17 protein-coding genes and 4 tRNA genes are annotated in these 20,847 nt (G+C 67.3%); 14 read left to right on the top strand and 7 right to left on the bottom strand.

Annotation, left to right across the window (positions count from 1 at the left end; all coding sequences use genetic code 11):
• The first annotated feature begins 24 nt into the window (after nucleotides 1-24).
• The gene (gene hemE / locus N2M23_RS05665) at nucleotides 25-1,086 is read left to right on the top strand and encodes a uroporphyrinogen decarboxylase (protein ID WP_265443951.1); all 1,062 of its coding nucleotides are present in this window, start codon (nucleotides 25-27) and stop codon (nucleotides 1,084-1,086) included.
• On the opposite strand, the gene yczE is transcribed toward hemE, so the two are convergent.
• A complete protein-coding gene (yczE, locus tag N2M23_RS05660) occupies nucleotides 992-1,705 on the bottom strand; it encodes a membrane protein YczE (RefSeq protein ID WP_265443950.1) in 714 nt (237 codons plus the stop codon). The two genes, hemE and yczE, sit on opposite strands and share 95 nt — an antisense overlap.
• 60 nt (nucleotides 1,706-1,765) lie before the next feature.
• Here yczE and yczR point away from each other — a divergent pair, with 60 nt between their 5' ends.
• From yczR to hemQ, 3 genes are all read left to right on the top strand, one after another.
• Nucleotides 1,766-3,169 carry a MocR-like transcription factor YczR gene (yczR, locus tag N2M23_RS05655; protein ID WP_265443949.1) on the top strand — a complete coding sequence of 468 codons (1,404 nt, stop codon included), beginning with the start codon at nucleotides 1,766-1,768 and terminating at the stop codon, nucleotides 3,167-3,169.
• A gap of 68 nt (nucleotides 3,170-3,237) precedes the next feature.
• Nucleotides 3,238-4,641 carry a protoporphyrinogen oxidase gene (gene hemG / locus N2M23_RS05650; protein WP_341870581.1) on the top strand — a complete coding sequence of 468 codons (1,404 nt, stop codon included), beginning with the start codon at nucleotides 3,238-3,240 and terminating at the stop codon, nucleotides 4,639-4,641.
• Nucleotides 4,638-5,351, top strand: coding sequence for a hydrogen peroxide-dependent heme synthase (gene hemQ, locus N2M23_RS05645; protein WP_265443947.1), 714 nt, complete (start codon nucleotides 4,638-4,640; stop codon nucleotides 5,349-5,351). Before hemG ends, hemQ begins: the two co-directional genes overlap by 4 nt.
• 19 nt (nucleotides 5,352-5,370) lie before the next feature.
• Here the strand turns inward: hemQ and msrB are convergent, their stop codons facing one another.
• Both msrB and N2M23_RS05635 read right to left on the bottom strand, forming a co-directional pair.
• Nucleotides 5,371-5,787, bottom strand: coding sequence for a peptide-methionine (R)-S-oxide reductase MsrB (gene msrB, locus N2M23_RS05640; protein ID WP_265443946.1), 417 nt, complete (start codon nucleotides 5,785-5,787; stop codon nucleotides 5,371-5,373).
• 100 nt (nucleotides 5,788-5,887) lie between these two features.
• Complete coding sequence (locus N2M23_RS05635; protein WP_265443945.1) at nucleotides 5,888-8,269, bottom strand: lamin tail domain-containing protein; 2,382 nt, start codon at nucleotides 8,267-8,269, stop codon at nucleotides 5,888-5,890.
• A gap of 201 nt (nucleotides 8,270-8,470) precedes the next feature.
• Here N2M23_RS05635 and N2M23_RS05630 point away from each other — a divergent pair, with 201 nt between their 5' ends.
• Together N2M23_RS05630 and N2M23_RS05625 are read left to right on the top strand one after the other, a co-directional pair.
• Nucleotides 8,471-9,034: a hypothetical protein gene (locus tag N2M23_RS05630; RefSeq protein WP_265443944.1), complete on the top strand. Its 564-nt coding sequence runs from the start codon at nucleotides 8,471-8,473 to the stop codon at nucleotides 9,032-9,034.
• A gap of 28 nt (nucleotides 9,035-9,062) precedes the next feature.
• Nucleotides 9,063-10,145: a DNA polymerase domain-containing protein gene (locus N2M23_RS05625; protein WP_265443942.1), complete on the top strand. Its 1,083-nt coding sequence runs from the start codon at nucleotides 9,063-9,065 to the stop codon at nucleotides 10,143-10,145.
• A 3-nt stretch (nucleotides 10,146-10,148) separates the two neighbouring features.
• Here N2M23_RS05625 and N2M23_RS05620 read toward each other — a convergent pair whose 3' ends face one another.
• Entirely contained in the window at nucleotides 10,149-11,201 is a 1,053-nt protein-coding gene (locus tag N2M23_RS05620; protein WP_265443940.1) for an ATP-dependent DNA ligase, read from the bottom strand.
• A gap of 49 nt (nucleotides 11,202-11,250) precedes the next feature.
• On the opposite strand from N2M23_RS05620, the gene N2M23_RS05615 reads away from it, so the two are divergent.
• Nucleotides 11,251-12,369: an alpha/beta hydrolase family protein gene (locus N2M23_RS05615; protein ID WP_265443938.1), complete on the top strand. Its 1,119-nt coding sequence runs from the start codon at nucleotides 11,251-11,253 to the stop codon at nucleotides 12,367-12,369.
• Between the two features lie 18 nt (nucleotides 12,370-12,387).
• On the opposite strand, the gene N2M23_RS05610 is transcribed toward N2M23_RS05615, so the two are convergent.
• Complete coding sequence (locus N2M23_RS05610; RefSeq protein ID WP_265443936.1) at nucleotides 12,388-13,044, bottom strand: dihydrofolate reductase family protein; 657 nt, start codon at nucleotides 13,042-13,044, stop codon at nucleotides 12,388-12,390.
• A gap of 35 nt (nucleotides 13,045-13,079) precedes the next feature.
• On the opposite strand from N2M23_RS05610, the gene N2M23_RS05605 reads away from it, so the two are divergent.
• Nucleotides 13,080-13,970: a polyphosphate kinase 2 family protein gene (locus N2M23_RS05605; protein ID WP_265443935.1), complete on the top strand. Its 891-nt coding sequence runs from the start codon at nucleotides 13,080-13,082 to the stop codon at nucleotides 13,968-13,970.
• Nucleotides 13,971-13,996: 26 nt separating this feature from the next.
• On the opposite strand, the gene glgX is transcribed toward N2M23_RS05605, so the two are convergent.
• Nucleotides 13,997-16,120, bottom strand: coding sequence for a glycogen debranching protein GlgX (gene glgX / locus N2M23_RS05600; protein ID WP_265443934.1), 2,124 nt, complete (start codon nucleotides 16,118-16,120; stop codon nucleotides 13,997-13,999).
• A gap of 162 nt (nucleotides 16,121-16,282) precedes the next feature.
• Between glgX and N2M23_RS05595 the strand changes: the two genes are divergently transcribed.
• From N2M23_RS05595 to N2M23_RS05575, 5 genes are all read left to right on the top strand, one after another.
• Nucleotides 16,283-17,395: a YihY/virulence factor BrkB family protein gene (locus N2M23_RS05595; RefSeq protein ID WP_265443933.1), complete on the top strand. Its 1,113-nt coding sequence runs from the start codon at nucleotides 16,283-16,285 to the stop codon at nucleotides 17,393-17,395.
• 40 nt (nucleotides 17,396-17,435) lie between these two features.
• Nucleotides 17,436-17,511: transfer RNA gene (locus N2M23_RS05590), tRNA-Gly, on the top strand.
• Nucleotide 17,512: 1 nt separating this feature from the next.
• A tRNA-Cys gene (locus N2M23_RS05585) sits at nucleotides 17,513-17,586 on the top strand.
• A gap of 246 nt (nucleotides 17,587-17,832) precedes the next feature.
• Nucleotides 17,833-17,905, top strand: a tRNA-Gly gene (locus N2M23_RS05580).
• Between the two features lie 21 nt (nucleotides 17,906-17,926).
• A tRNA-Val gene (locus N2M23_RS05575) sits at nucleotides 17,927-18,001 on the top strand.
• Nucleotides 18,002-18,991: 990 nt separating this feature from the next.
• Here N2M23_RS05575 and N2M23_RS05570 read toward each other — a convergent pair.
• On the bottom strand, nucleotides 18,992-19,354 hold the full coding sequence (locus N2M23_RS05570; RefSeq protein ID WP_212755431.1) for a hypothetical protein: 363 nt from the start codon (nucleotides 19,352-19,354) through the stop codon (nucleotides 18,992-18,994).
• Between the two features lie 374 nt (nucleotides 19,355-19,728).
• Here N2M23_RS05570 and N2M23_RS05565 point away from each other — a divergent pair, with 374 nt between their 5' ends.
• Entirely contained in the window at nucleotides 19,729-20,847 is a 1,119-nt protein-coding gene (locus N2M23_RS05565) for a three-Cys-motif partner protein TcmP (RefSeq protein ID WP_171155132.1), read from the top strand.

Genomic DNA, 20,847 nt, shown 5'->3' with positions numbered 1-20,847 from the left:
GCGGCTCGTGCGAGGATCGAGGCCGTGACCCAGCCCCCCGGCGATTCGGCCGACCCGAAAGACAGCGACCTGGTCCGTGCCGCGCGCGGACTGCCGACGACGCGCACCCCGGTGTGGTTCATGCGCCAGGCGGGCCGGTCGCTGCCCGAATACCGGCAGGTCCGCGCCGACGTGCCGATGCTGCAGGCGTGCCGGACACCGGAGCTGGTCTGCGAGATCACCCTCCAACCGGTCCGCCGGCACAAGGTCGACGCGGCGATCTTCTTCAGTGACATCGTCGTGCCGCTCGCGGCGGCCGGCGTGGACGTCGACATCAAGCCCGGCGTCGGACCGGTCGTCGCATCGCCGGTGCGCACCAAGGCCGACGTCGACGCACTGCCGGAGCTGGACGTCGACAGCATCGGTGACATCGCCGAGTCGGTGCGCCTGATCACCGCCGAGCTCGGCGGGACCCCGTTGATCGGCTTCGCCGGTGCGCCGTTCACCCTGGCCAGCTACCTCGTGGAGGGCGGCCCGTCGCGCAACCACGAGCACACCAAGGCATTGATGTATGGCGAGCCGGACGTGTGGAATGCGTTGTGCGCCAAGCTCGCCCGCATCTCCGGCACGTTCCTGCGCACCCAGGCGGAGGCCGGGGCGAGCGCGATCCAGCTCTTCGACTCCTGGGTCGGCGCCCTGTCACTGCGGGACTACGAGCGGTTCGTGCAGCCGCACTCGGCCGCCGCTCTCGCGGCCGTCGAGGGGCTCGACGTCCCACGCATCCACTTCGGGGTCGGGACCGGTGAGCTGCTCGCCGCGATGGGCTCTGCCGGCGCCGACGTCGTGGGTGTGGACTTCCGGGTGCCGTTGGACGAGGCGGCGCGTCGGGTCGGACCGTCATACAGCCTGCAGGGCAACCTCGACCCGGCGCTGCTCTTCGCGCCGTGGGAGCCGCTGGCGCAGCAGGTGGAGGAGATCCTCGCCGCCGGCCGCGCCGCGCGTGGTCACATCTTCAATCTTGGCCATGGGGTGCTGCCGGACACGGATCCGGGTGTGTTGAGCGCAGTCGTGGAGCTCGTGCACGAGAAGTCGAATCGTCAAGCTTAACAACCGAATACGGCAGGAAGAACTGCACGAGCGGGCCGATTGCGACCGCGTAGAGCACGGTCCCGATGCCGACCACGCCGCCGAGGAGCCAGCCGACCGCCAGCACGCTCAGCTCCAGGCACGTACGGACCAGCCGCAGGCTGAGGCCGGTGCGGCGGTGCAGCCCGGTCATCAGTCCGTCGCGCGGACCCGGGCCGAGCTGGCTGCCGATGTAGAGCGCGCCGCCGAGTGCGTTGATCACCAGTGCTGACAACAGGAACGCGATCTGGGTGAGTAGACCGTGCGCGGTGGGCACGACGGCGAGCGCGAGATTGGTCGCGATCCCGATCCACACGGCGTTGGCGATCGTGCCGAGGCCGGGCCACTGACGCAGTGGGATCCAGAGCAGCAGCACCGGGAAGCTGACCAGGATGACCGCGGTGCCGAGGTCGAGACCCAGGTGCTCGGCGACGCCGTAGTGGAAGACGTCCCACGGGTCCAGCCCGAGTCCGGCGCGCACGAAGATCGCCATTGCCGCGCCATACAGGCTGAGGCCCACGAACAGCTGCGCAAGCCGCCGTGGGAGCCGGCCCGCGGTGAGTTGCTGGCGCGGGGTGAGGGAGGCGAGCTTCGGGGTCATGCCCAAAGCGTCCCGCGAAGTGGCCTTGCAGAAAATAGCCACTTGGCGAAGAGTGGCCTCATGGCTCCAACTCTCAGCGCACATCGGCTCGCGATGATGCTCGGGTCGCCGGAGGGCGACGGGCCGGCCTACCGCTGGCTCGCCGAGACCATCCGGGCCTTGGTGAGCGACGGACGGTTGGTGCATGACACCCGCCTGCCGAGCGAGCGAGAACTGGTGGCCGCACTCGGTCTCAGTCGCACGACCGTCACCCGGGCCTACGGGTTGTTGCGCGACCAGGGCTATGCCGAGGCGCGGCACGGCTCCGGCACCCGCGTGGTGGTCCCAGGCGGTCCGGTTGCCGGTGGCGGCGAGCCGATGCCGTCCGCGCTCGGACCGTTGTCCGCACTGCCTGCCGGCGCCATCGACCTCACGTGCGCGGCGCCTCCTGCCGCCCCGGGATTGACTGCGGCGTATGCCGATTCGGCACCCAGACTGGCTCGCTACACCAGTGGCGCGGGCTACTTCCCGCTGGGCGTGCCGGAGCTGCGGGAGGCAGTCGCCGAGCGCTTCACCGCGCGCGGTGTGGCGACCTCGCCCGATCAGATCATCGTCACCACCGGTGCACTCGCAGCATTGGCGACGGTCTTCCGGGCGCTGCTCGACCGCGGGGACCGGGTAGCACTGGAGAGCCCGACCTATCCGAACTCACTTGCCACACTGCGGCATTCGGGTGCCCGACCAGTCGCGGTGCCGGTGCTGACCGGAGAGGAAAGCGTCGCCGGCCTGCGGCAGACCCTGGACTCGGTGAAGGCGATGCTGCTCGTGCCCGACTTTCACAACCCGACCGGTCGGCTCCTCGACGACGCAGCGCGCGCCCGTCTGGCGGGGGAGTGGCGACGAGCCGGAGTGGTCGGCGTGGTCGACGAGACGATCGCCGAGGTCTGGCTCGACGGCACTCCGGACGTCCTGCCGATGGCGGCGCACGATCCCGACTGCGTCACGGTCGGCACTGGCTCCAAGACGCTGTGGGGCGGCCTGCGGGTCGGCTGGATTCGTGCTCCCCACAAGCTCGTCGGGGCGATCGCGACCGCCCGCCTGACTCTCGACATGGGCGCACCCGTGCAGGAACAGCTGGTGACAGCATCGATGATTCGCGATCACGGCGGCCTGCCGGTGGATGCTGCCGACTGCATGCGCGAGTCTCGGACAGCAGTCCTCGCACTGCGCGAGGCCCTGCCGGACTGGTCGGTGACGGTGCCCCGCGGGGGACTGCTGCTGTGGTGGCGGCTGCCGGCCGCGCGTTCGTCCGCCCTGGTGCGGGCCGCCGCGGAGCGAGGAGTGCGTATGGTGCCCGGCTCGGCATTTGCCGTCGACGGGCGCGGTCTGGAGTCGTTCGTCCGCACGCCCTACGCACTGCGGGCCGATGAGCTGCACGAGGCGGTGCCACGTATCGCCGCCGCCTGGCACGCGGTCGCGGGGTAGTACCGACACAAGGACTGTCCGTAACAGTCCCGCGCGCACGCGCCGCCGGTTGGTGAGACGCTGGTGCCGTGGCACGTATCGCGATCATCGGTGGAGGCATCACAGGTCTGAGCGCCGCGTTGGAGGGGGCGGCATCCGGGCACGAAATCGTGGTGCTGGAGGGTGCGACCCAGGTGGGCGGAAAGCTACGGCTCGCCGACGTTGCGGGGCACTCGGTCGACGTCGGTGCGGAGTCGATGCTGGCTCGACGTCCGGAAGCGCTCGAGTTGCTCGCCGACCTCGATCTCGCGCCGGTGCACCCGGCGCCGGTGCACGCGTCGATCTGGAGTCATGACGAGCTCGTGCCGATGCCGACCGGCACGATGCTCGGCGTGCCCGCCGACCCGGCCGGCTTGCGCCCGCTGCTCTCCGAGGCCGAGGTCGCCCGCGCGGCCTTGGAGGAGCCGGTCACGGTCGCCGCGGATCTCAGCGTCGGGGACCTCGTCGAAGGCGCGCTCGGCGCTGCCGTCGTGGACCGGTTGGTGGAGCCGCTGCTCGGTGGGGTCTATGCCGGACATGCGCGTCGCCTGTCCGCGCAAGCGTGTGCGCCCGCGCTCTTCGCGGTCGCGCAGCGCGGCGAGTCCCTCACCGAGGCGGCTCGCGCGGCGGCTCGGCGGGCCCGCGGGTCGAACGCCGGGCCGGTGTTCGCCGGTCTGCGCGGTGGAGTCGGTTCGTTGCCGGCGCGCATCGTGGAGGCACTCGAGGAGCGACACGTACAGGTGCGCACCGGTGCCGTCGTTCGCGAGTTGTCACGCCGGCCACAGGGCTGGCAGGTCGTCGTGGGCGAGACCCGCGCGCCGGAGACGCTCGAGGTCGACGCGGTCGTGCTCGCTGCCCCCGCTCGACCGTCCGCCCGACTGCTACAGCAAGTCGCGCCCGCAGCGAGCGCACTACTGAGCGACGTCGACTATGCCTCGATGGCGATCGTCACGTTTGCCTTCGCCGCCGCCGAATCCGCAGCATTGGCAGGAAGTTCCGGGTTTCTGGTGCCGCCGGTCGAAGGTCGCACCATCAAGGCGTCGACGTTCAGCTCAAGCAAGTGGCCGTGGCTGGCCGACGCGGCTCCGGGCGTGGTCTTCGCGCGGGTGTCGGTGGGTCGGCAGGGGGAGGAGGCCGACCTGCAGCGGTCCGACGAGGAACTCGCGACGGACGGCCTGGCCGACCTGCGGGCCGCCGTGGGCGCGGTCCCCGACCCGATCGACGTGCACGTCCAGCGGTGGGGCGGTGCACTGCCGCAGTACGCCGTGGGTCACCCCGACCGGGTGGCCAGAGTGCGGGCAGCCGTCGCCGAGTTGCCCGGTCTGGCGGTCGCCGGCGCGGCATACGACGGGGTCGGCATCCCGGCCTGCATCGGCTCCGGCCGGCGGGCGGCGGCGCAGGTGCTCGACCACCTCGCCGGCGTCCGACCCGCGCGCGGGACAATGGGGGCATGAGCGACGACCAGCGACTGCGACCGGGTGCCAAGGCGATCAACGAGATCAACGACACCGTGCGCTACACCATGTATTCGGTGTTCCGCGCGGCACGCGAGTTGCCGGCAGATCGTGGCGAGCTGATCGCCGGCGCCGAGCGGTTCCTGAAGGAGCTGTCGGCTGACGACGTCGTCGTCCGGGGCACGTATGACGTGGGCGGCCTGCGCGCCGACGCGGATCTGCTGATCTGGTGGCACGCGCCCAGCATCGAGCCGCTGCAGGCGGCATACCACGGTTTTCTCGCCACTGAGCTCGGCCGTCACTTCGAGCCGGTGTGGTCGAACGCGGCGGTGCACCGTCCGGCGGAGTTCAACAAGTCGCACGTGCCGGACTTCCTGGTCGACCCCGATCCGAAGAAGTACCTGTGCCTCTACCCGTTCGTGCGTTCCTACGAGTGGTATCTCCTGCCCGACGCCGAGCGGCGCACGATGCTGAAGGACCACGGCCTGGCCGCACGCGACTATCCGGACGTGCGTGCCAACACGGTGCCCGCGTTCGCGCTCGGCGATTACGAGTGGCTGCTCGCCTTCGAGGCCAATGAGCTGCACCGCATCGTCGACCTGATGCGCGATCTGCGCGCGACCGAGGCGCGGCGGCACGTGCGCGAGGAGACGCCGTTCTTCACCGGACCGCTGACGCCGATCGGCGACCTGGTGCAGCGGCTGCGCTGAGCACAGCCGCTGCGCGTGGTCACTCCTTCGGGTCGAGCTTCAGCGACACTGAATTGATGCAGTAGCGCTGGTCGGTCGGGGTGTCGTAACCCTCACCCTCGAAGACGTGCCCGAGGTGGGATCCGCAGTTGGCACAACGGACTTCGGTGCGCACCATGCCCATCGACCGGTCCGCGATCAACTCCACGTTGTCGTCCTCGGACGGCGCGTAGAACGACGGCCAGCCGCAGTGACTGTGGAACTTCGTGTTGCTGCGGAAGAGTTCCGCGCCACACGCGCGGCAGGTGTAGACGCCCTCGGTTTCGGTGTCGGTGTATTCGCCGGTGAAGGGGCGCTCGGTGCCGGCCTGGCGCAGCACGGCGTACTCGGCCGGTGACAACTGCTCGCGCCACTCCTCGTCGCTCTTGGTGACGTTGTATGCCGTCTGGTCGGTCATCGCACACTCCTTGAAGTCGGCCGGTGAAGTCTTTCCAGGTGTATCAACAAGGGGCCTCCCCAGGACGTTCCCGGGGAGGCCCGCTTGCGATGCGGTGGGACTACTGCACGCGCACGACCTGCGGGTCGTGGTCGGAGTCCTGGTCGTAGAACTCGGAGTTGGTGTGCACGATGTCGTACGACCACTTCTTGCCGAAGCCCTGGCTGATCAGGATCTGGTCGAGCACCTGGCTGTTGCCCTGGTAATCGTAGGTGTAGCGCTCGCCGACCGGCAGCGTGCGCGGCAGGTCGGTCAGGGCGGTCTTGCCCGAGCCGACCAGGATGTCCGCGGTGCGGCTGAAGTCGAAGTCGTTGAGGTCGCCGAGCACCACCACCTGGGCGTTCTTGTCGGCCGCCAGCAGGTCATCGACGAAGCCGCGCACCACGGTCGCCTGGGCGTTCCGCTGGGTCTCGCTGCCCCGCACTGGCGGCTGGAAGCGACCCATGATCGAGTCGTCCCCGCCCTTGGAGTTGAAGTGGTTGGCGATCACGAACAGCGGCTTGCCCTGCCACTCGAACTGCCCGACCAACGGCTTGCGCGAGTCGTCCCATGCGGGGTTGGTCGGGTCGATCCGCCCGGGGGAGAAGGTGATCGAGGTCTTGGAGTTCTTGCCGACCACCTCGGTGGAGTTAGTGGCGGTGCCACCGTCCTTCTGCACAAAGCTCATCCCGCGGTCCGAGCGGTAGATGAACACCTGGCGGATGTTGCCACCCGGCTGGCCGCCATCGGTGCCGTCTGCCGGGTTGACCCACGTGGCCTGGTATGACGGGCCGCCCGCGGCCGCGATGGCCGCGATGAGTTTGTCGCTGGTCGCGGTCGAGTCGACCGTGCCGTCGTTGGCGGAGCCGCTGTTGTCCTGGATCTCCTCCAAGGCCACGATGTCCGGCGACTGCAGGTTGTTCACGATCTGGCCGGCCAGCCGGTCGTACTTGCTCTGCGGGTCGGACGGCGCCAGGTTCTCGACGTTGAAGGTCGCGATCGCGGCTTCCTTGGTCGACTGCGCGGACGTGGTCTCGCGCTGCAGACCGCCCGACTTCAGGCCGGGCACCTCGGTGGCCATCAGCACGAAGTTGCCGAAGTTGTAGTCGAGCACGCCGACCGTCGCGCCCGGCAGGCTGTCACCGACGTTGGCCGGTGCCATCGCGCCCTTGGGCAGCAGCGAGTCGCTGAGGATCAGCCGCATCGCGTTGGGCGTCTCGTAGCTCTTGTAGAGGATCCCGCCGCGCGGCGTGTTGGTGACGCCGGTGGTGTTGCCCGGGATGATCGGCGTCTCGCCGTACTTCGTCGCGGTCGGGCCGACGACCCGCGCGTCGTCCTCCTGGATCCGCATGCCCTCCAACGACTCCCAGAAGTCGAGCGCGTTCTTGGTCGGGTCCAGGGTGAGCCCGGCGGTCTCCACGTTGCCCGGGTTGCCCGACTCGACGACCTGCGCCGGCGGGACATGCCCCGGCGAGCCGACGACGACCGGTGCGGGCAGCGCGTTGCCGGAGCTGTTCACGGTGACGGTCGGTGCGGTCAGCTCGGTGGTGGTCAGGTTGCCGCTGCCGCTGCTGCCACCAGGGCGGTATTCGGTCACCTTGCCGGCGACCGTCACGGCGTCACCGACCTTTGCGGTGCTCCCGCCATACACGTAGAGAGCGTCGCTGGTGCGCGGGTCGTCATCCGGTGTCGCGGACTGCATCCAGAAGCCGGAGCTGCCATTGACCGCGGTCACGATGCCGCGCACGTCCTTGACGTTCTTGCCGGCCAGTGGCGACTGGAACGAGCTGCCTTGCACCTGCTCGATCGTTGCCGGTTCGCCGGTGGGCGGCGGAGGAGTCGTGCCGCCCGAGCCGCAAACACCTTGGGGCGCGGACGAATTCAGCGGGGCGGGTGCACCGGAGACGAAGTCGCTCGCGTTGTTGTCGGTGTCGGTGCAGCCCTTGGTGCGAATGTCGGACAGGGTGTTGGACATCGCCGGTGCCGGCGATTCCTCGACATATGACGAGGTCACATTGCCGTAGCCGACGGTGTCGACGGTCGAGCCGCCCTGGGTGAGGACGACGCTGCCGGCGGTGGCGGACATGTTCAGCGTCCCGGTCGCGTCCGGGGTGGGCAGGGCGGCCGCGGAGCCGCTGCCGGCAGCCTCCTGCACCAGGAAGTGGCCACCGGGGGCGATGGTGCCGGTGAGGGCGGTGCTGCCGCCGCTGCCCCCGCTCGCGGAGCGGTAGGTGAGCGACCAGCCGGACAGGTCGACCGCGGACGAGCCGGTGTTGTAGAGCTCGATGTAGTCGTTCTGGTAGGGCGCGCCGCTGTTGCCGCCCCCGCCATACACGGCGGAGATGACGACGTTCGACGAGGCCGCGTGAGCGGCGGGGGCGGCCAGGGTGACGGCGCCGGCGCCGCCGAGGGCGGTGGCGGCAAGCAGCGTGACGAGACGCACGCGGGCAGACCGGTGGGACATGAAGAACCTCTCGGGGGATGCGTTCTCTAGCGGGTGACGGAGCGGTACGACCATCGGACTTTACGGACTGCGATGGCCCGATGGGGCCGTGTCGCGTGACGTGTCCTTGAACGTCCGGCGAAAAGCGCGCCTCGCCCGTGAGCTCTCGGCTTTCTGTGAATTCGCTGACAGGATGGCGAAGGTGCGAGCACTATCTCTCCCATGAGTGACCAACCTTCGTACGGCGAGCAGCCTCCACCCGGTCAGTCGCCGTACCTGCCGCCGGACCAGTCGCAGTACCAGCCATATCCGCCTCCGCAGCAGTTCGAGCAGCCGCAGTACGCGCAACCGCAGTACGGACAACCCGGGCAGTGGCAACAGCAGCCGCCGTACGCGCCCCAACCAGCGGCGTCGGTCGTCGCTCGTTCGATCGGCTGGGTGATCGTCGGCCTTGGGGTGCTCGGTGTGATCGGTTCGGTGCTGCCATGGGCGAACGGCCCGTTCGGCATCAGCGTCAGCGGGACCGACGGCGACGGTGGCCTGACCCTCGTGCTGTTCCTGGCCGCGGGCGTGCTCGGTGTCGTCCGCGGACTCGGTCGCTGGATGCTCGGAGCGGCGATCGTCGCTCTGGTGATGGGCGCATTGTGCTCGCTCACGGCCCTGATCGACATGGGTGACCTTGCCGATTCCGAATTTGCCTCGGTCGGTGGCGGCCTCATTTTGGTGCTGCTCGCCGGGCTCGGCCTGATCGGTGCCGGCGTGTTCGGGATCGTTCGTCGCCGCTGAGTCTGCCGCACGGCATAGCTTTGGAGGTATGGCGAAAACCCCTGCAGCCGAGGTGGCGGCCGGCGACCGCGACGTCCGCGTGACCAGCCCCGACCGCGTCATCTACCAGCCCACCGACCGCACTCCTCAGATCACCAAACTCCAGGTCTGCCAATACTTTGCAACTGTGGGTGACGCGATGATGCTGAGCATCGGGGAGCGGCCGACCGCGATGGAGCGCTGGCCGGACGGCTGGCGCGAGGGGATGCGGCTCGCGGTGGGACCCAAGGATCGCGACGCCGACGGCTTCTATCAGAAGCGGTTGCCGAGGGGAGCGCCCGATTATGTCGAGACGGTGCCGATCACCTTCCCGAGCGGGCGCACCGCCGACGAGCTGTGCCCGACCGAGCCGGCGTCGCTGGTCTGGGCGGCCCAGATGGGCACGCTGGTCTTCCACCCGTGGCCGGTCCGCCGGCCCGACGTCGATCACCCCGACGAGTTGCGCATCGACCTCGACCCGCAGCCGGGCACCGGGTTTTCCGACGCGCAGCGCGTCGCTGGTGTCGCCAAGGAGCTGCTGGACGAGCTGGGGTTACGCGGCTATCCGAAGACCAGCGGTAACAGGGGGATTCACATCTACGTGCGGATCCGGCCGGAGTGGACCTTCGACGACGTGCGGCACGCCGCGATCGGCTTCGGCCGCGAGCTCGAGCGCCGAGACGGCGGCGTGACCACTGCATGGTGGAAGGAAGAGCGCGGGAAGCGCATCTTCGTCGACTTCAATCAGAACAACCGCGACCGCACCATCGCCGGCGCCTGGAGCCTGCGGGCGCGCCCCGGTGCGCCGGTCAGCACGCCGATGACCTGGGCCGCGATCGCAGCGGTCAAGGACCCGGCGGACTTCAACCTGCTGACGGTGCCGGACTACCTGTCCGACGGCAACCCGTGGGCCGACATGGACGACGAATCCTATTCACTGGCACCGCTGCTCGACCTCTGGGAGACGCTGCCCGGCGGCGAACTCAACTGGCCGCCGGACTACCCGAAGCAGCCGGGCGAGCCGCCGCGCGTGCAGCCCAGCAAAAAGGTCGCCGAGCACTGGGACGCCGACGGCAACCGGATCGAGCAGTAACGCTCAGCGCAGCACTTCCCCCAGGTCGTATGCCGGGGCGCGTTCGACCTGCGACAGCTTGCACGACTCGGGGTCACGATCGGGGCGCCACCGCAGGAAGCCGACGCCATGCCGGAAGCGGGCGCCCTCCAACTGGTCGAACTTGACCTCGACCACCTTCTCGGGCCGCAACCGCACGAAGGACACGTCCTTGTTGCTGCTGAAGCGGGACCGGTCGGTCTCTCCCTTCAGCGCGTCCCCGGCGTCGTCGGTCTCGACCAGGGGAGCGAGTTCGTCGATCAGCTCCAGCCGGCGTTTCGCGGTGAACGACACGATGCCGCCGACGTTGCGCAGGTGGCCGTTGTCGTCATACATGCCGAGCAGGAGTGAGCCGACACCGTTGCCGCTCTTGTGGATTCGATAACCGATCAGCACCGCCTCGGCGGTGCGCGAATGCTTGATCTTGAGCATGGTCCGCTTGCCCGGCTGGTATGACGACAGCTTCGGTTTGGCGACGACACCGTCGAGGCCGGCACCCTCGAAGCGCGAGAACCAGTCCTCCGCCACCGCAGCGTCGTCGGTCACCCGAGTTACGTGGAACGGCGCCCCGACGCCCCGCATCGTCGCCACCAGCGCCTCTCGCCGGTCCTCGAATGCCGCGTCGAGCAACGACTTGCCGTCGACCACCAGCGCGTCGAAGAAAATGATCTCTGCCGGCGTCTCCTGCGACAGCTTGGTGATCCGCGACTCCGCCGGGTGGATGCGCTGCCCGAGCGCCTCGAAGTCCAGCCGCGCCGCACCGTCGGCACCGGAGCGCACGACGACCTCACCGTCGAGCGCGCACCGGTCGGGCAGCTGGTCGCGCGCGGCCGCCACCAGCTCCGGGAAGTAGCGGGTCAACGGCTTGGATCCCCGTGACGCCAGCTCGATCTCGTCGCCGTCCCGCAGCAGGATGCAGCGGAAGCCGTCCCACTTCGGCTCGTAGAGCATCCCGCCGTCGACGCTGTCCGCGGCGGGCACCTTCGCAGTCGCCTTCGCGAGCATCGGGGTGATCGGCAACTCCAGTGGCAGGTCCATGGCGCCATTCTGCCCATGTCCCTGAGACGATGGCGGGGTGCCGAGCCGAATGCCCCTCGCTGTTGCGCCCACCGTCGCCGCCGCGGCCGGGGGAGCGGCGGTTGGCGCCGCCGGCTACTTCGTCCGGCAGATCCTGACGCCCGAACTACCGGTCGACGAGCTGCCGGTGCTGGGCATCGACCGCGACCGCATCGTGCTCGCCCGGACCGACGAAACCGTGGCACCGGGGCGGTATGGCCTGTGGCAGAACGGTTTCCACACCCACGCGCGCCTCGGTGAGGTGCTCGATGTCGGCGATCGGGAGGTCGTGCGCGAGCTCGACGGAGTCGATTTCGGGACGCTCGACACCGGGCTGGCAAGGATCAACGGCTACTACTTCTGCGGTCCGCCGGCGGACTCACTCGGCGTGCACATCGACGAGATCGTGCTGGACCTGCCGCTCGGCCCGATGCCGGCATGGCTCGCCGAGGCCGCTGGCAGCGACCGCTGGGCCGTGCTGGTCCACGGTCGAGGCGCTCAACGCGGCGAGTGCCTGCGCGCCGTACCCACCCTGCAGTCGCTGGGCATCAACTGTCTGATCCCCAGCTACCGGAACGATATTGGCGTGCCAGCGTCTCCCGACGGCCGCTACCATCTCGGCCTGTCGGAGTGGGAGGACATCGAAGCCGCGCTGTTGTATGCCGTGGAGCGCGGCGCCCGCGAGGTGCAGCTGTTCGGCTGGTCGATGGGCGGCGCGCTGGTGCTGCAGTTACTCGATCGGTCGTGGCTCGCCGACGTGGTCAGTCGGGTCGTGCTCGACGCCCCCGTCGTCAGCTGGCCGGCGGTCTTCGACTTCCATGCGGACCTGAACAACCTACCCGCTCCGATCGACCGACTGGGTCAGCTGCTGATGCGCAGCCCGATGCACCGACTGGTGGCCGGGCTGGGTGAACGACTCGACCTGCGACGCACCGACTGGGTAGCCCGATCCGGGGAGCTCCGGGTGCCGATCCTGCTGATCCATTCGCAGGTCGACGAGTTCGTGCCGTTCGCGCCGTCGGCGGTGTTGGCAGCGGCGCGTCCGGACCTGGTCCGGCTTGAACCCTGGGACGTGGCGCGACACTGCCGCGAGTGGAGTGTCGACCCGGCGCGGTGGGAGCGGCTGGTCGCCGAGTTTTGCGCGGACTGAACGAGATTCGACCGAATCTCAGTCGACCTGCCATCGGCCGATAAAGGTCCCGTCCTCTTCGAGCATCGACAGCAGCGTGAGCGGGCGGTCCATTGCCGGGCCGTGCGCGATGCGCGGACCGTCGCCGCCGACGAGCATCGGAGTCCAGGTCAGGCACAGCTCGTCGATCACGCCCTGCGCGAGCGTCTCGCCGGCGATCGTCGGGCCGCCTTCGAAGAGGATGCGCTGGTAACCCTTTTCGCGCAGCTCGTCGACCACCTCGGAGAACGGGCGATCCGCGGATGATCGTACGGCCAGGACCTCGCCCCCCTTATTGGTGCCGACCTCGGGTGGCACCTGGCCGGACGCGCTGAGCACCGCCAAGGCGGGATGGTCCGGCCGTCCCGCACGCACCTTCGTCCACCGGGGATCAGTGACCGCCGCGTCATAGTGCTCGGCACGCACCGTGCCCGACCCGGCGACGATCACGTCCGCCCAGGCGCGCAGCAACTGGAACACCCGGTTGTCCGGCGGCGTGTTGATCGATCCCGCACGGTTGTCGTCACCGGTCGCCGAACCATCAATGGTGGCAGCCATGTTCAGCCGTACGAGTGAAGGATTGGTGGAAGCCCCGGCATACAGCGCGATCAGGTCGTCGTCGCTCAGCCCGGCACCGGCCGACAGTAGTTGTCGCATGAACCCATGCAACACCATGTGTGCGACGATGTGGCATGGCCAAGAAGGATGCGAAGAAATCGAAGAAGAAGTCGAAGAAGAGCGACAAGCCGAAGGCGTCGATCGCGGACCTGCTGCGCGTCAAACCCGGCTTTCAGCTCGCCGACGTCGATCCTGCTGCCACACCTGGGTTTTCGGGTGACAAGAAGGACGCCGAGAAGGCGATGGCGGCGGTCCGGGACGAGATCGACGACCTCCAGGAGCGGCTGTATGCCGGGGGTCGCGACGGCGACGGCCCGTCGATCCTGCTGGTCGTGCAGGGCATGGACACCGCAGGCAAGGGCGGCATCATGCGCCACGTCGTCGGCACGGTCGACCCGCAGGGCGTGAAGCTGCACGCGTTCAAGGCGCCGACCGCCGAGGAGCGGCGCAAACCCTTCCTGTGGCGGATCCGTCGCGAGCTGCCGGACCCTGGTTACATCGGCGTGTTCGACCGCTCGCACTACGAGGACGTCCTCGTCGTGCGGGTGCACGATCTCGTGCCGCCGGCGACCTGGAGCCGCCGCTACGGGCAGATCAACACCTTCGAGCGCAGTGCGAATGCCAAGGGCATCCACATCATCAAGGTGATGCTCGACATTTCGGCGGATGAGCAGAAGAGCCGGCTCGCCGAGCGCCTCGACCGCCCGGACAAGTACTGGAAATTCAATCCGGGCGACATCGACGAGCGTGAGTACTGGGACCACTACATGGAGGCCTACCAGGCGATGCTCGAGAAGACCTCGACAGACGAAAACCCTTGGTACGTCGTACCTGCCGACCACAAGTGGTATGCCCGCCTCGCGGTGCAGCAGCTGCTGCTGGACGGGTTGCGGTCGCTTGACCTGCAATGGCCGAAGGCCGACTTCGACGTCAAGGCGCAGCAGAAGAGGCTCGCCGCGACCTGATGCGGCTCGGCTGCAGGTGGTCGCGGTCAGTCGTGCTCCGCGACCGCCTGCAGCACGATCACCGACCTGCTCTCCACCGAGATGTTGTCGCCCGAGGTGTAGCTGCGTTCGGCGTCGACCTGTTCGGGGTCGCTGGTGTGCAGTGCGATCGCCCACTGACCGTCGTGCAGGTCTTTCGGCACGGTGAAGTCGACGCTCTCGTGATGTCCGTTGAAGAGCAGCAGGAAGTGGTCGTCGATGACCTCGCGGCCCTTCTCGTCCGGGGTGAGGATCGCGCGCCCGTTGAGGAAGACCATCAGCGCTCGTGCGTAGCCGTTGCGCCAGTCGAGCTCGTTCATCTCCGTGCCGGAAGGGGAGTACCACTCGATGTCGCCGACATCGCTGGCCCCGCCGTGGTGCGCATCGCCCTCGAAGAAGCGTCGGCGCCGGAAGGTCGGGTGCTCCTGCCGCAGCGCGATCACGTCTCGGGTGAAGTCGAGCAGCGACTGCTCCTGGTCGTCGAGTTGCCAATCGACCCAGGATATTTCGTTGTCCTGGCAGTAGACGTTGTTGTTGCCCTGCTGGGTGCGGCCGAGTTCGTCGCCGTGAGCGAGCATGGGCACGCCCTGGCTGAGCAGCAGCGTCGCGATGAAGTTGCGCTGCTGGCGGTCGCGGAGCGTATTGATCTGCGGGTCGTCGGTCGGGCCCTCCACACCGCAATTCCAGGATCGGTTGTGGCTCTCCCCGTCGCGATTGCCTTCGCCGTTGGCCTCGTTGTGCTTCTCGTTGTAGGACACCAGGTCGCGCAGCGTGAAGCCGTCGTGCGCGACGACGAAATTGATCGAGGCGATCGGTCGACGGCCGGAGTGGGCATAAAGATCGCTGGAACCGGTGAGACGCGAGGCGAACTCACCGAGCGTGGACGGCTCGCCCCGCCAGAAGTCGCGAACGGTGTCGCGATATTTGCCGTTCCACTCGGTCCACAACGGCGGGAAGTTGCCGACCTGGTAACCCCCGTCACCGAGGTCCCACGGCTCGGCGATCAGCTTGACCTGGGAGATGATCGGGTCCTGCTGGATGATGTCGAAGAACGCCGACAGCTTGTCGACCTCGTGGAACTGCCGCGCCAACGTCGCGGCGAGATCGAAGCGGAAACCGTCGACGTGCATCTCCTGCACCCAGTAGCGCAGTGAGTCCATGATCAGCTGCAGCACGTGCGGGCTGCGCATGAGCAGACTGTTGCCGGTGCCGGTGGTGTCGTAGTAGTGCGACTTGTCGTCGTCGACCAGGCGGTAGTACGCCGCGTTGTCGATGCCCCGGAAGGCGATCGTCGGACCCAGGTCGTTGCCCTCGGCGGTGTGGTTGTAGACGACGTCGAGGATGACCTCGATGTTCGCCTCGTGCAGCGCCTTGACCATCGCCTTGAACTCGGTGACCTGCTGACCGTCGGTGCCCGAGCTGGCGTATTCGTTGTGCGGGGCCAGGAAGCCGATCGTGTTGTATCCCCAGTAGTTGCGCAGTCCCTTCTCCTGCAGGGTGGCGTCCTGCACGAACTGGTGGACCGGCAGCAGCTCGACCGCGGTGACGCCGAGCCCGGTGAGGTGGTCGATGATCGCCGGGTGCGCCATCGCGGCATACGTGCCGCGAATCTCCTCCGGCACGTCCGGGTGAGTCATCGTGAGGCCCTTCATGTGGGCCTCGTAGATCACGCTGTCGTGATACTCGTGCTGCGGCGGGCGATCGTGGCCCCAGTCGAAGAACGGGTTGACCACCACCGACAGCATCGTGTGACCGAGCGAATCGTCCTCGTTGAACTCGTCAGGGTCGTCGAAGCGATAGCTGAACAGCGCTTCGTCGCCGTCGATCTGACCGTCGAACGCCTTGGCGTAGGGGTCGAGCAGCAGCTTCGCCGGGTTGCACCGGTGCCCGTTTGCCGGGTCATGCGGGCCGTAGACGCGGTAGCCATACCGCTGACCGGGTTGTATGCCGGGCAGATACGCGTGCCAGACGTGTCCGTCGACTTCGGACAGCGGAATGCGCGTCTCGGCGCCGGACTCGTCCACCAGACAGAGTTCGACGCCGTCGGCGATCTCGGAGAACAACGCGAAATTGACGCCGGTGCCGTCATACGTCGCGCCGAGCGGGTAGGGCTTACCGGGCCAGATGTCCATGAGGACACGAAGTCTATGCGTGCTCGTCCCGCGCTCCGAACCGCGTGACGGATGTGACACACGGGACAGGCGAACACCTATGAGGTCCACAGGTTTTGGCCATTCCGCCGATACCGTGGCTTGAGTGAGTGACGAGGCCGGCCGGGCGAACGAGGCGCGTTCATGGGAGTGAAGGCCGTCGCGCGACGCGAATTGTCACGGGTGCCAGGTGGTTTGGCCCTCGCGCGGTTGGTGCTGGGGACCATCCGAGTCTGCATGCGCTACCGCGTCACGGGTCTCGCCGCCGAGTCCGGCTTCTTCGCGCTCCTGTCGTTGCCGCCGCTGATCTTCGGGCTGCTCGGTGCGGTCGGTTACCTCGGCAAGTGGCTCGGTCCCAACGCGGTCGGTCAGGTCACCACCAACATCGAGACGTATGCCGCGCAGTTCCTCACCGAGCAGAGCCTGCGCGATGTGCTGATGCCGACGATCAACTCCGCGCTCGGCGCCGGACGGCCGGACGTGATATCGGTCGGCTTCCTACTGTCACTGTGGTCCGGGTCACGGGCGCTCAACGTGACGATCGACACCGTGTCGATCATGTATGGCCAGGGCGGCCACCGAGGGATCATCGGCACCCGGCTGCTCAGCCTGTCGCTCTATCTCGCGGGCCTGGTCTTCGGGGCCATCGTCATACCGCTGATCGTGATCGGGCCCGATCTGCTCGCCAGTTGGCTGCCGCCCGGCCTGCGCTTCCTGATGACGTTCTACTGGCCGCTGGTCGGTGGCCTGACGATCCTCAGCCTGGCGACGCTGTTCTACATCGCGACGCCGTCCAAGACGCCATGGGTGCGGGACATTCCCGGCGCGACGCTCACGCTGGTGATCTGGGTGGGGGCGTCGATGGCGCTGCGCTGGTTCCTCGGGCGCTCGATGGGTGACGCGAGCACCAGCATCTACGGGCCGCTCGCGGCGACGATCGTGGTGCTGACCTGGCTGTATTTCCTCGGCATCGCGGTGTTGATCGGTGCGGCGATGAACGCCGCGTCGGTGCGTCTTTGGCCTCCGCCGGAGAAGGTCACAGTGCGGGACCGAGCGGCCCAGTGGATCGGCGACGGGGTGAACAAGGGCGTGAACCGGTTGAAGGACGGTGGCGTCGCCGACCTCGCGCCGTTGCCGCGGCTCACCGCCATACGCGGAGGAGCGGCGGACTCCCGTCGCAAGCCGGCAGAGCAGCCGCTGCCCGCCGACACGACCGCCGACGAGGCGGGTTTGGATTCGCGCCGCGCTATCGGATAACGTTGCGCAGCACGCACCGCAGCTCGTCTGCGAGCTGCAGGCGGACATAGCTCAGTTGGTAGAGCGCAACCTTGCCAAGGTTGAGGTCGCCGGTTCGAGCCCGGTTGTCCGCTCCACGGTGGAGTGGCCGAGAGGCGAGGCAACGGCCTGCAAAGCCGTCTACACGGGTTCAAATCCCGTCTCCACCTCCAGCATCGTTTTGCCAGTACGACGCAGGCCTGGGCGCCGCGTCGGCGAACTCCATCTGCACGGTCGCATTCGCCGACCCGTCGAGTCCGGTCGCTCACCATTTCGCCGGCGATACCTGTTTCCGTCTCGATGATCTCGCCGACGATGTTGCTCGCGAAAGCGACACAGAGTCACCCGTTTTGGATGTTGGGCGGAGAGTGGGATAAAGTTCATCTCCGTTGCCCCGGCTGCCAAGGCCAGGGTTACAGGCGGACATAGCTCAGTTGGTAGAGCGCAACCTTGCCAAGGTTGAGGTCGCCGGTTCGAGCCCGGTTGTCCGCTCTGCGGTTGTCATATCGCATTGGACGATTGGCGCAGCGGTAGCGCGCTTCCCTGACACGGAAGAGGTCACTGGTTCGATCCCAGTATCGTCCACCAGCTCGAAACTGCCCCTGACCTGCGGAAACGCAAGGTTAGGGGCTTCTCAATTTCGGGGGTGCACTACTTCTGCGCTACTTGGGGACATCGGATCTCAACGACGTCGGCTGGATCGTGAGCCGTTCCTCGGCGGGAACACGTCCGAGTCCGCAGCGGAGACTGATGCGCTGATCTTGCCCGCTGTGGGTACCGCCCAACGAGCAGGCCATCTCCAACGGATCCCTTCGCTACTGGCTCAAGGTCGAAGTCCCGCGGCGACGCTTGCGCGTCCGCGATGTGCACCCTACTGACCCCGGTTCTCGGTCTGGCTGGACCGAACCCGAAGGATTGGGTGGATCGCCGCGCAGATGGCGGCCGGACCCACGATGCGCTACGAGCCGGGCGCGCTGCTGGGATGCCGATGCGGCGGCGAAACTGCCGCGGCCTACCGTGACAGGGCTGGGCTCGCGAGGGCTTTCGCCTTAAGGCCTTCCCGGCCCAGCATCCGGAACCGACTACGCGGCGGTATGACGCCTGTCCTATACGACCTTGCGACGGAAACTGCTCCTCCATTCATCGAGTGCCACCACAACGGCCCAGGCCACGCGCCAGCGCCTTCACTGACTCCGACTCGTGCTCGCCGATTCGAGACATGGACTTCGTTTGTGCTCAATTGGTCTCGGGGCCAGGAGTTTCGCTGCTGGCACGCTAGTTCAGCGCCACGGTGAAGCGGCTGCCTTGAGCGCGCATAGCCTCTAACCGGTGAATCCCGTTGATCACTTAGCCAGCCGTAGCGCAGATCGGCTCGACGAGGAGAGATCCAAGCGCCCATCGGTCGTCGGCTGCCCACGCGTGGGAGATGCGCTCGATCTGGTCCGTGTCGGGGAACGCGTCCCGTGCGAACAAGTCGAGTGCCGCGCGGTTAACGGTTGGGCCAGTCAACGCGCGCCGCCAGTGCTCGAGTTGACTCACGGTAACTAGCTTCCGCTCGAGCCTGGTTCACATCGATCACTACCCATCGTGCGTCGAGCCCGTGCCTGCGGCTTTGACCGGCTCATAGATGCGGCGCGCAACCACGGCCTTTGCACACGAGTGAGACCCCGCTGGGGCCGCGACGACATCACCGTCGTGCTCAATATCGGCCGGGTCGACTTCATAGAGATACGTATTCGGCTGATTCCAAGGCATCGTTCCGAGCACCTGCAGCGGATCGGAACCGTCGATGCGCGAGACATAGACACGATCGTCGCGATACCAGGAATACATCCTGTAGTTTTCGTCGGGAGCGAAGGTGCGGGGTCGCTTGCCGGTGACAGTCGGCGGGAGTACTTCGGCTCCGACTGCAAGGTCCGTGGGCGAACTGTGAAGCCACATGAGGACAACCTAGAAGCTGACGCTGACAGCGCGCCGGAGGGCCATGGATGCGCGGTTTCGGTGGCAGCATGCGTCCTCGGTGGAACGCCACACGTTCAGACGCCGCGCCAAGACCTCGATCCCCAGCTTCATCAGTTGCCGCCGATACGATGGCCAGGGAGAAGCGCCCCGAGCCGGCGGTGCACTGGGCCACAAGGGGGAGAGCATGTCGACCGTCGCGAACCGAAGGTCCAGCCTCAACGCGGCCAAGGGGGCGAAGGACGGCATGACTGCCCGGTCGAAGAGCGGCTCGACGAACCTGACCGCTCCATGCGACACGCAACCGTGCCAAAGGCGACAGGTGACGCGGCAGGTCAGGGAGCGAGGAGGCGATCGTGGCCAAGGGTGACAGCCTCCCGACCGTGTGGGAACGGCCAGCACACACCATGGTCAAGCATGACATCTTGGTCCGCTACCTCGGTGCGTGGTTTGCCATCTTCGGGCGCAGCCCCTATCACTCGAGCGTCAATATTCTGGATGGGTTCGCTGGACCCGGACAATACGCGAACAATGAACCTGGCTCGCCGGTGCTGACACTGCGGGCGTTGCTCGATCATCAGGCGTTCGCCGGCTTCGGCGACACCCAGTTCACGTTCGCGTTCAATGAGTGGGACAGCGAGCGGTTCGCCTCATTGCAGACCGTCCTCGCCGAGCTTCAGGCAAGCCGAACGCCTTGGCCGAAGAACATAGAGGTAAAGGTCGAGAACCAGAACTTTCAGGAGTTGGCGCGCGGCATCCTCGATTCAATCCCGTCCGGTCACCAGCTCGCGCCGACCTTCGCCTTCATCGATCCGTTCGGGTACAAGGACGTCCCGATGTCGTTGATCCGCGACCTCGTCAGCCATCAGTCCTGCGAACTGTTCATCTACTTCGACTTCAACAGCGTCAATCGGTTCGCGAACGCGGGCAACGTCGACCCCCACTTTACTGCGCTGTTTGCTTCCGACGAGTACAAGAACGCGCCCCCGAAGGATCAGGGTCGTGCCGAGTTCATCCACGATCTCTACGAGCGGCAGCTGCGCAAGGAGTGCAACTTCGCCCACATCTGCAGCTTCAAGATGGTCACGAGCACCGGGCATACCGGCAGTTACCTCTTCTTCTGCACGCGGAACGACCAGGCCTACAACAAGATGAAACAGGCGATGTGGGCCCTGGCCCCAGGTGGTGGTTACGAGTTCGATGACAGGCTCGCGGGTCTCCAGGTCCTCTTCGGCGACGAGGCCAACACAGGCCCGCTTCAGGACGAGTTGGCTCAGCACTTCGCTGGCCGGACCGTGCCGGTTCAAGAGATCATCGACTACGTGATCACCGAGACGCCGTTTCACAGCGGTCAGGTCAAGGTGAAGACCCTCAAGCCGATGCAGGCGGCCGGGCGCATCTCATCGCCCAATCAGAAGAGGAAGGGCACGTTCCCGGATGGGACTCGCATCGAGTTTCCCATCCTGGGCGACTAG

Origin of the sequence: Flexivirga meconopsidis (assembly GCF_026162425.1) — a bacterium.
GTDB classification, from domain to species: domain Bacteria; phylum Actinomycetota; class Actinomycetes; order Actinomycetales; family Dermatophilaceae; genus Flexivirga; species Flexivirga meconopsidis.
The sequence above is the reverse complement of the archived record's forward strand: the minus strand, read 5'-3'. Positions and strand labels throughout refer to the sequence as shown.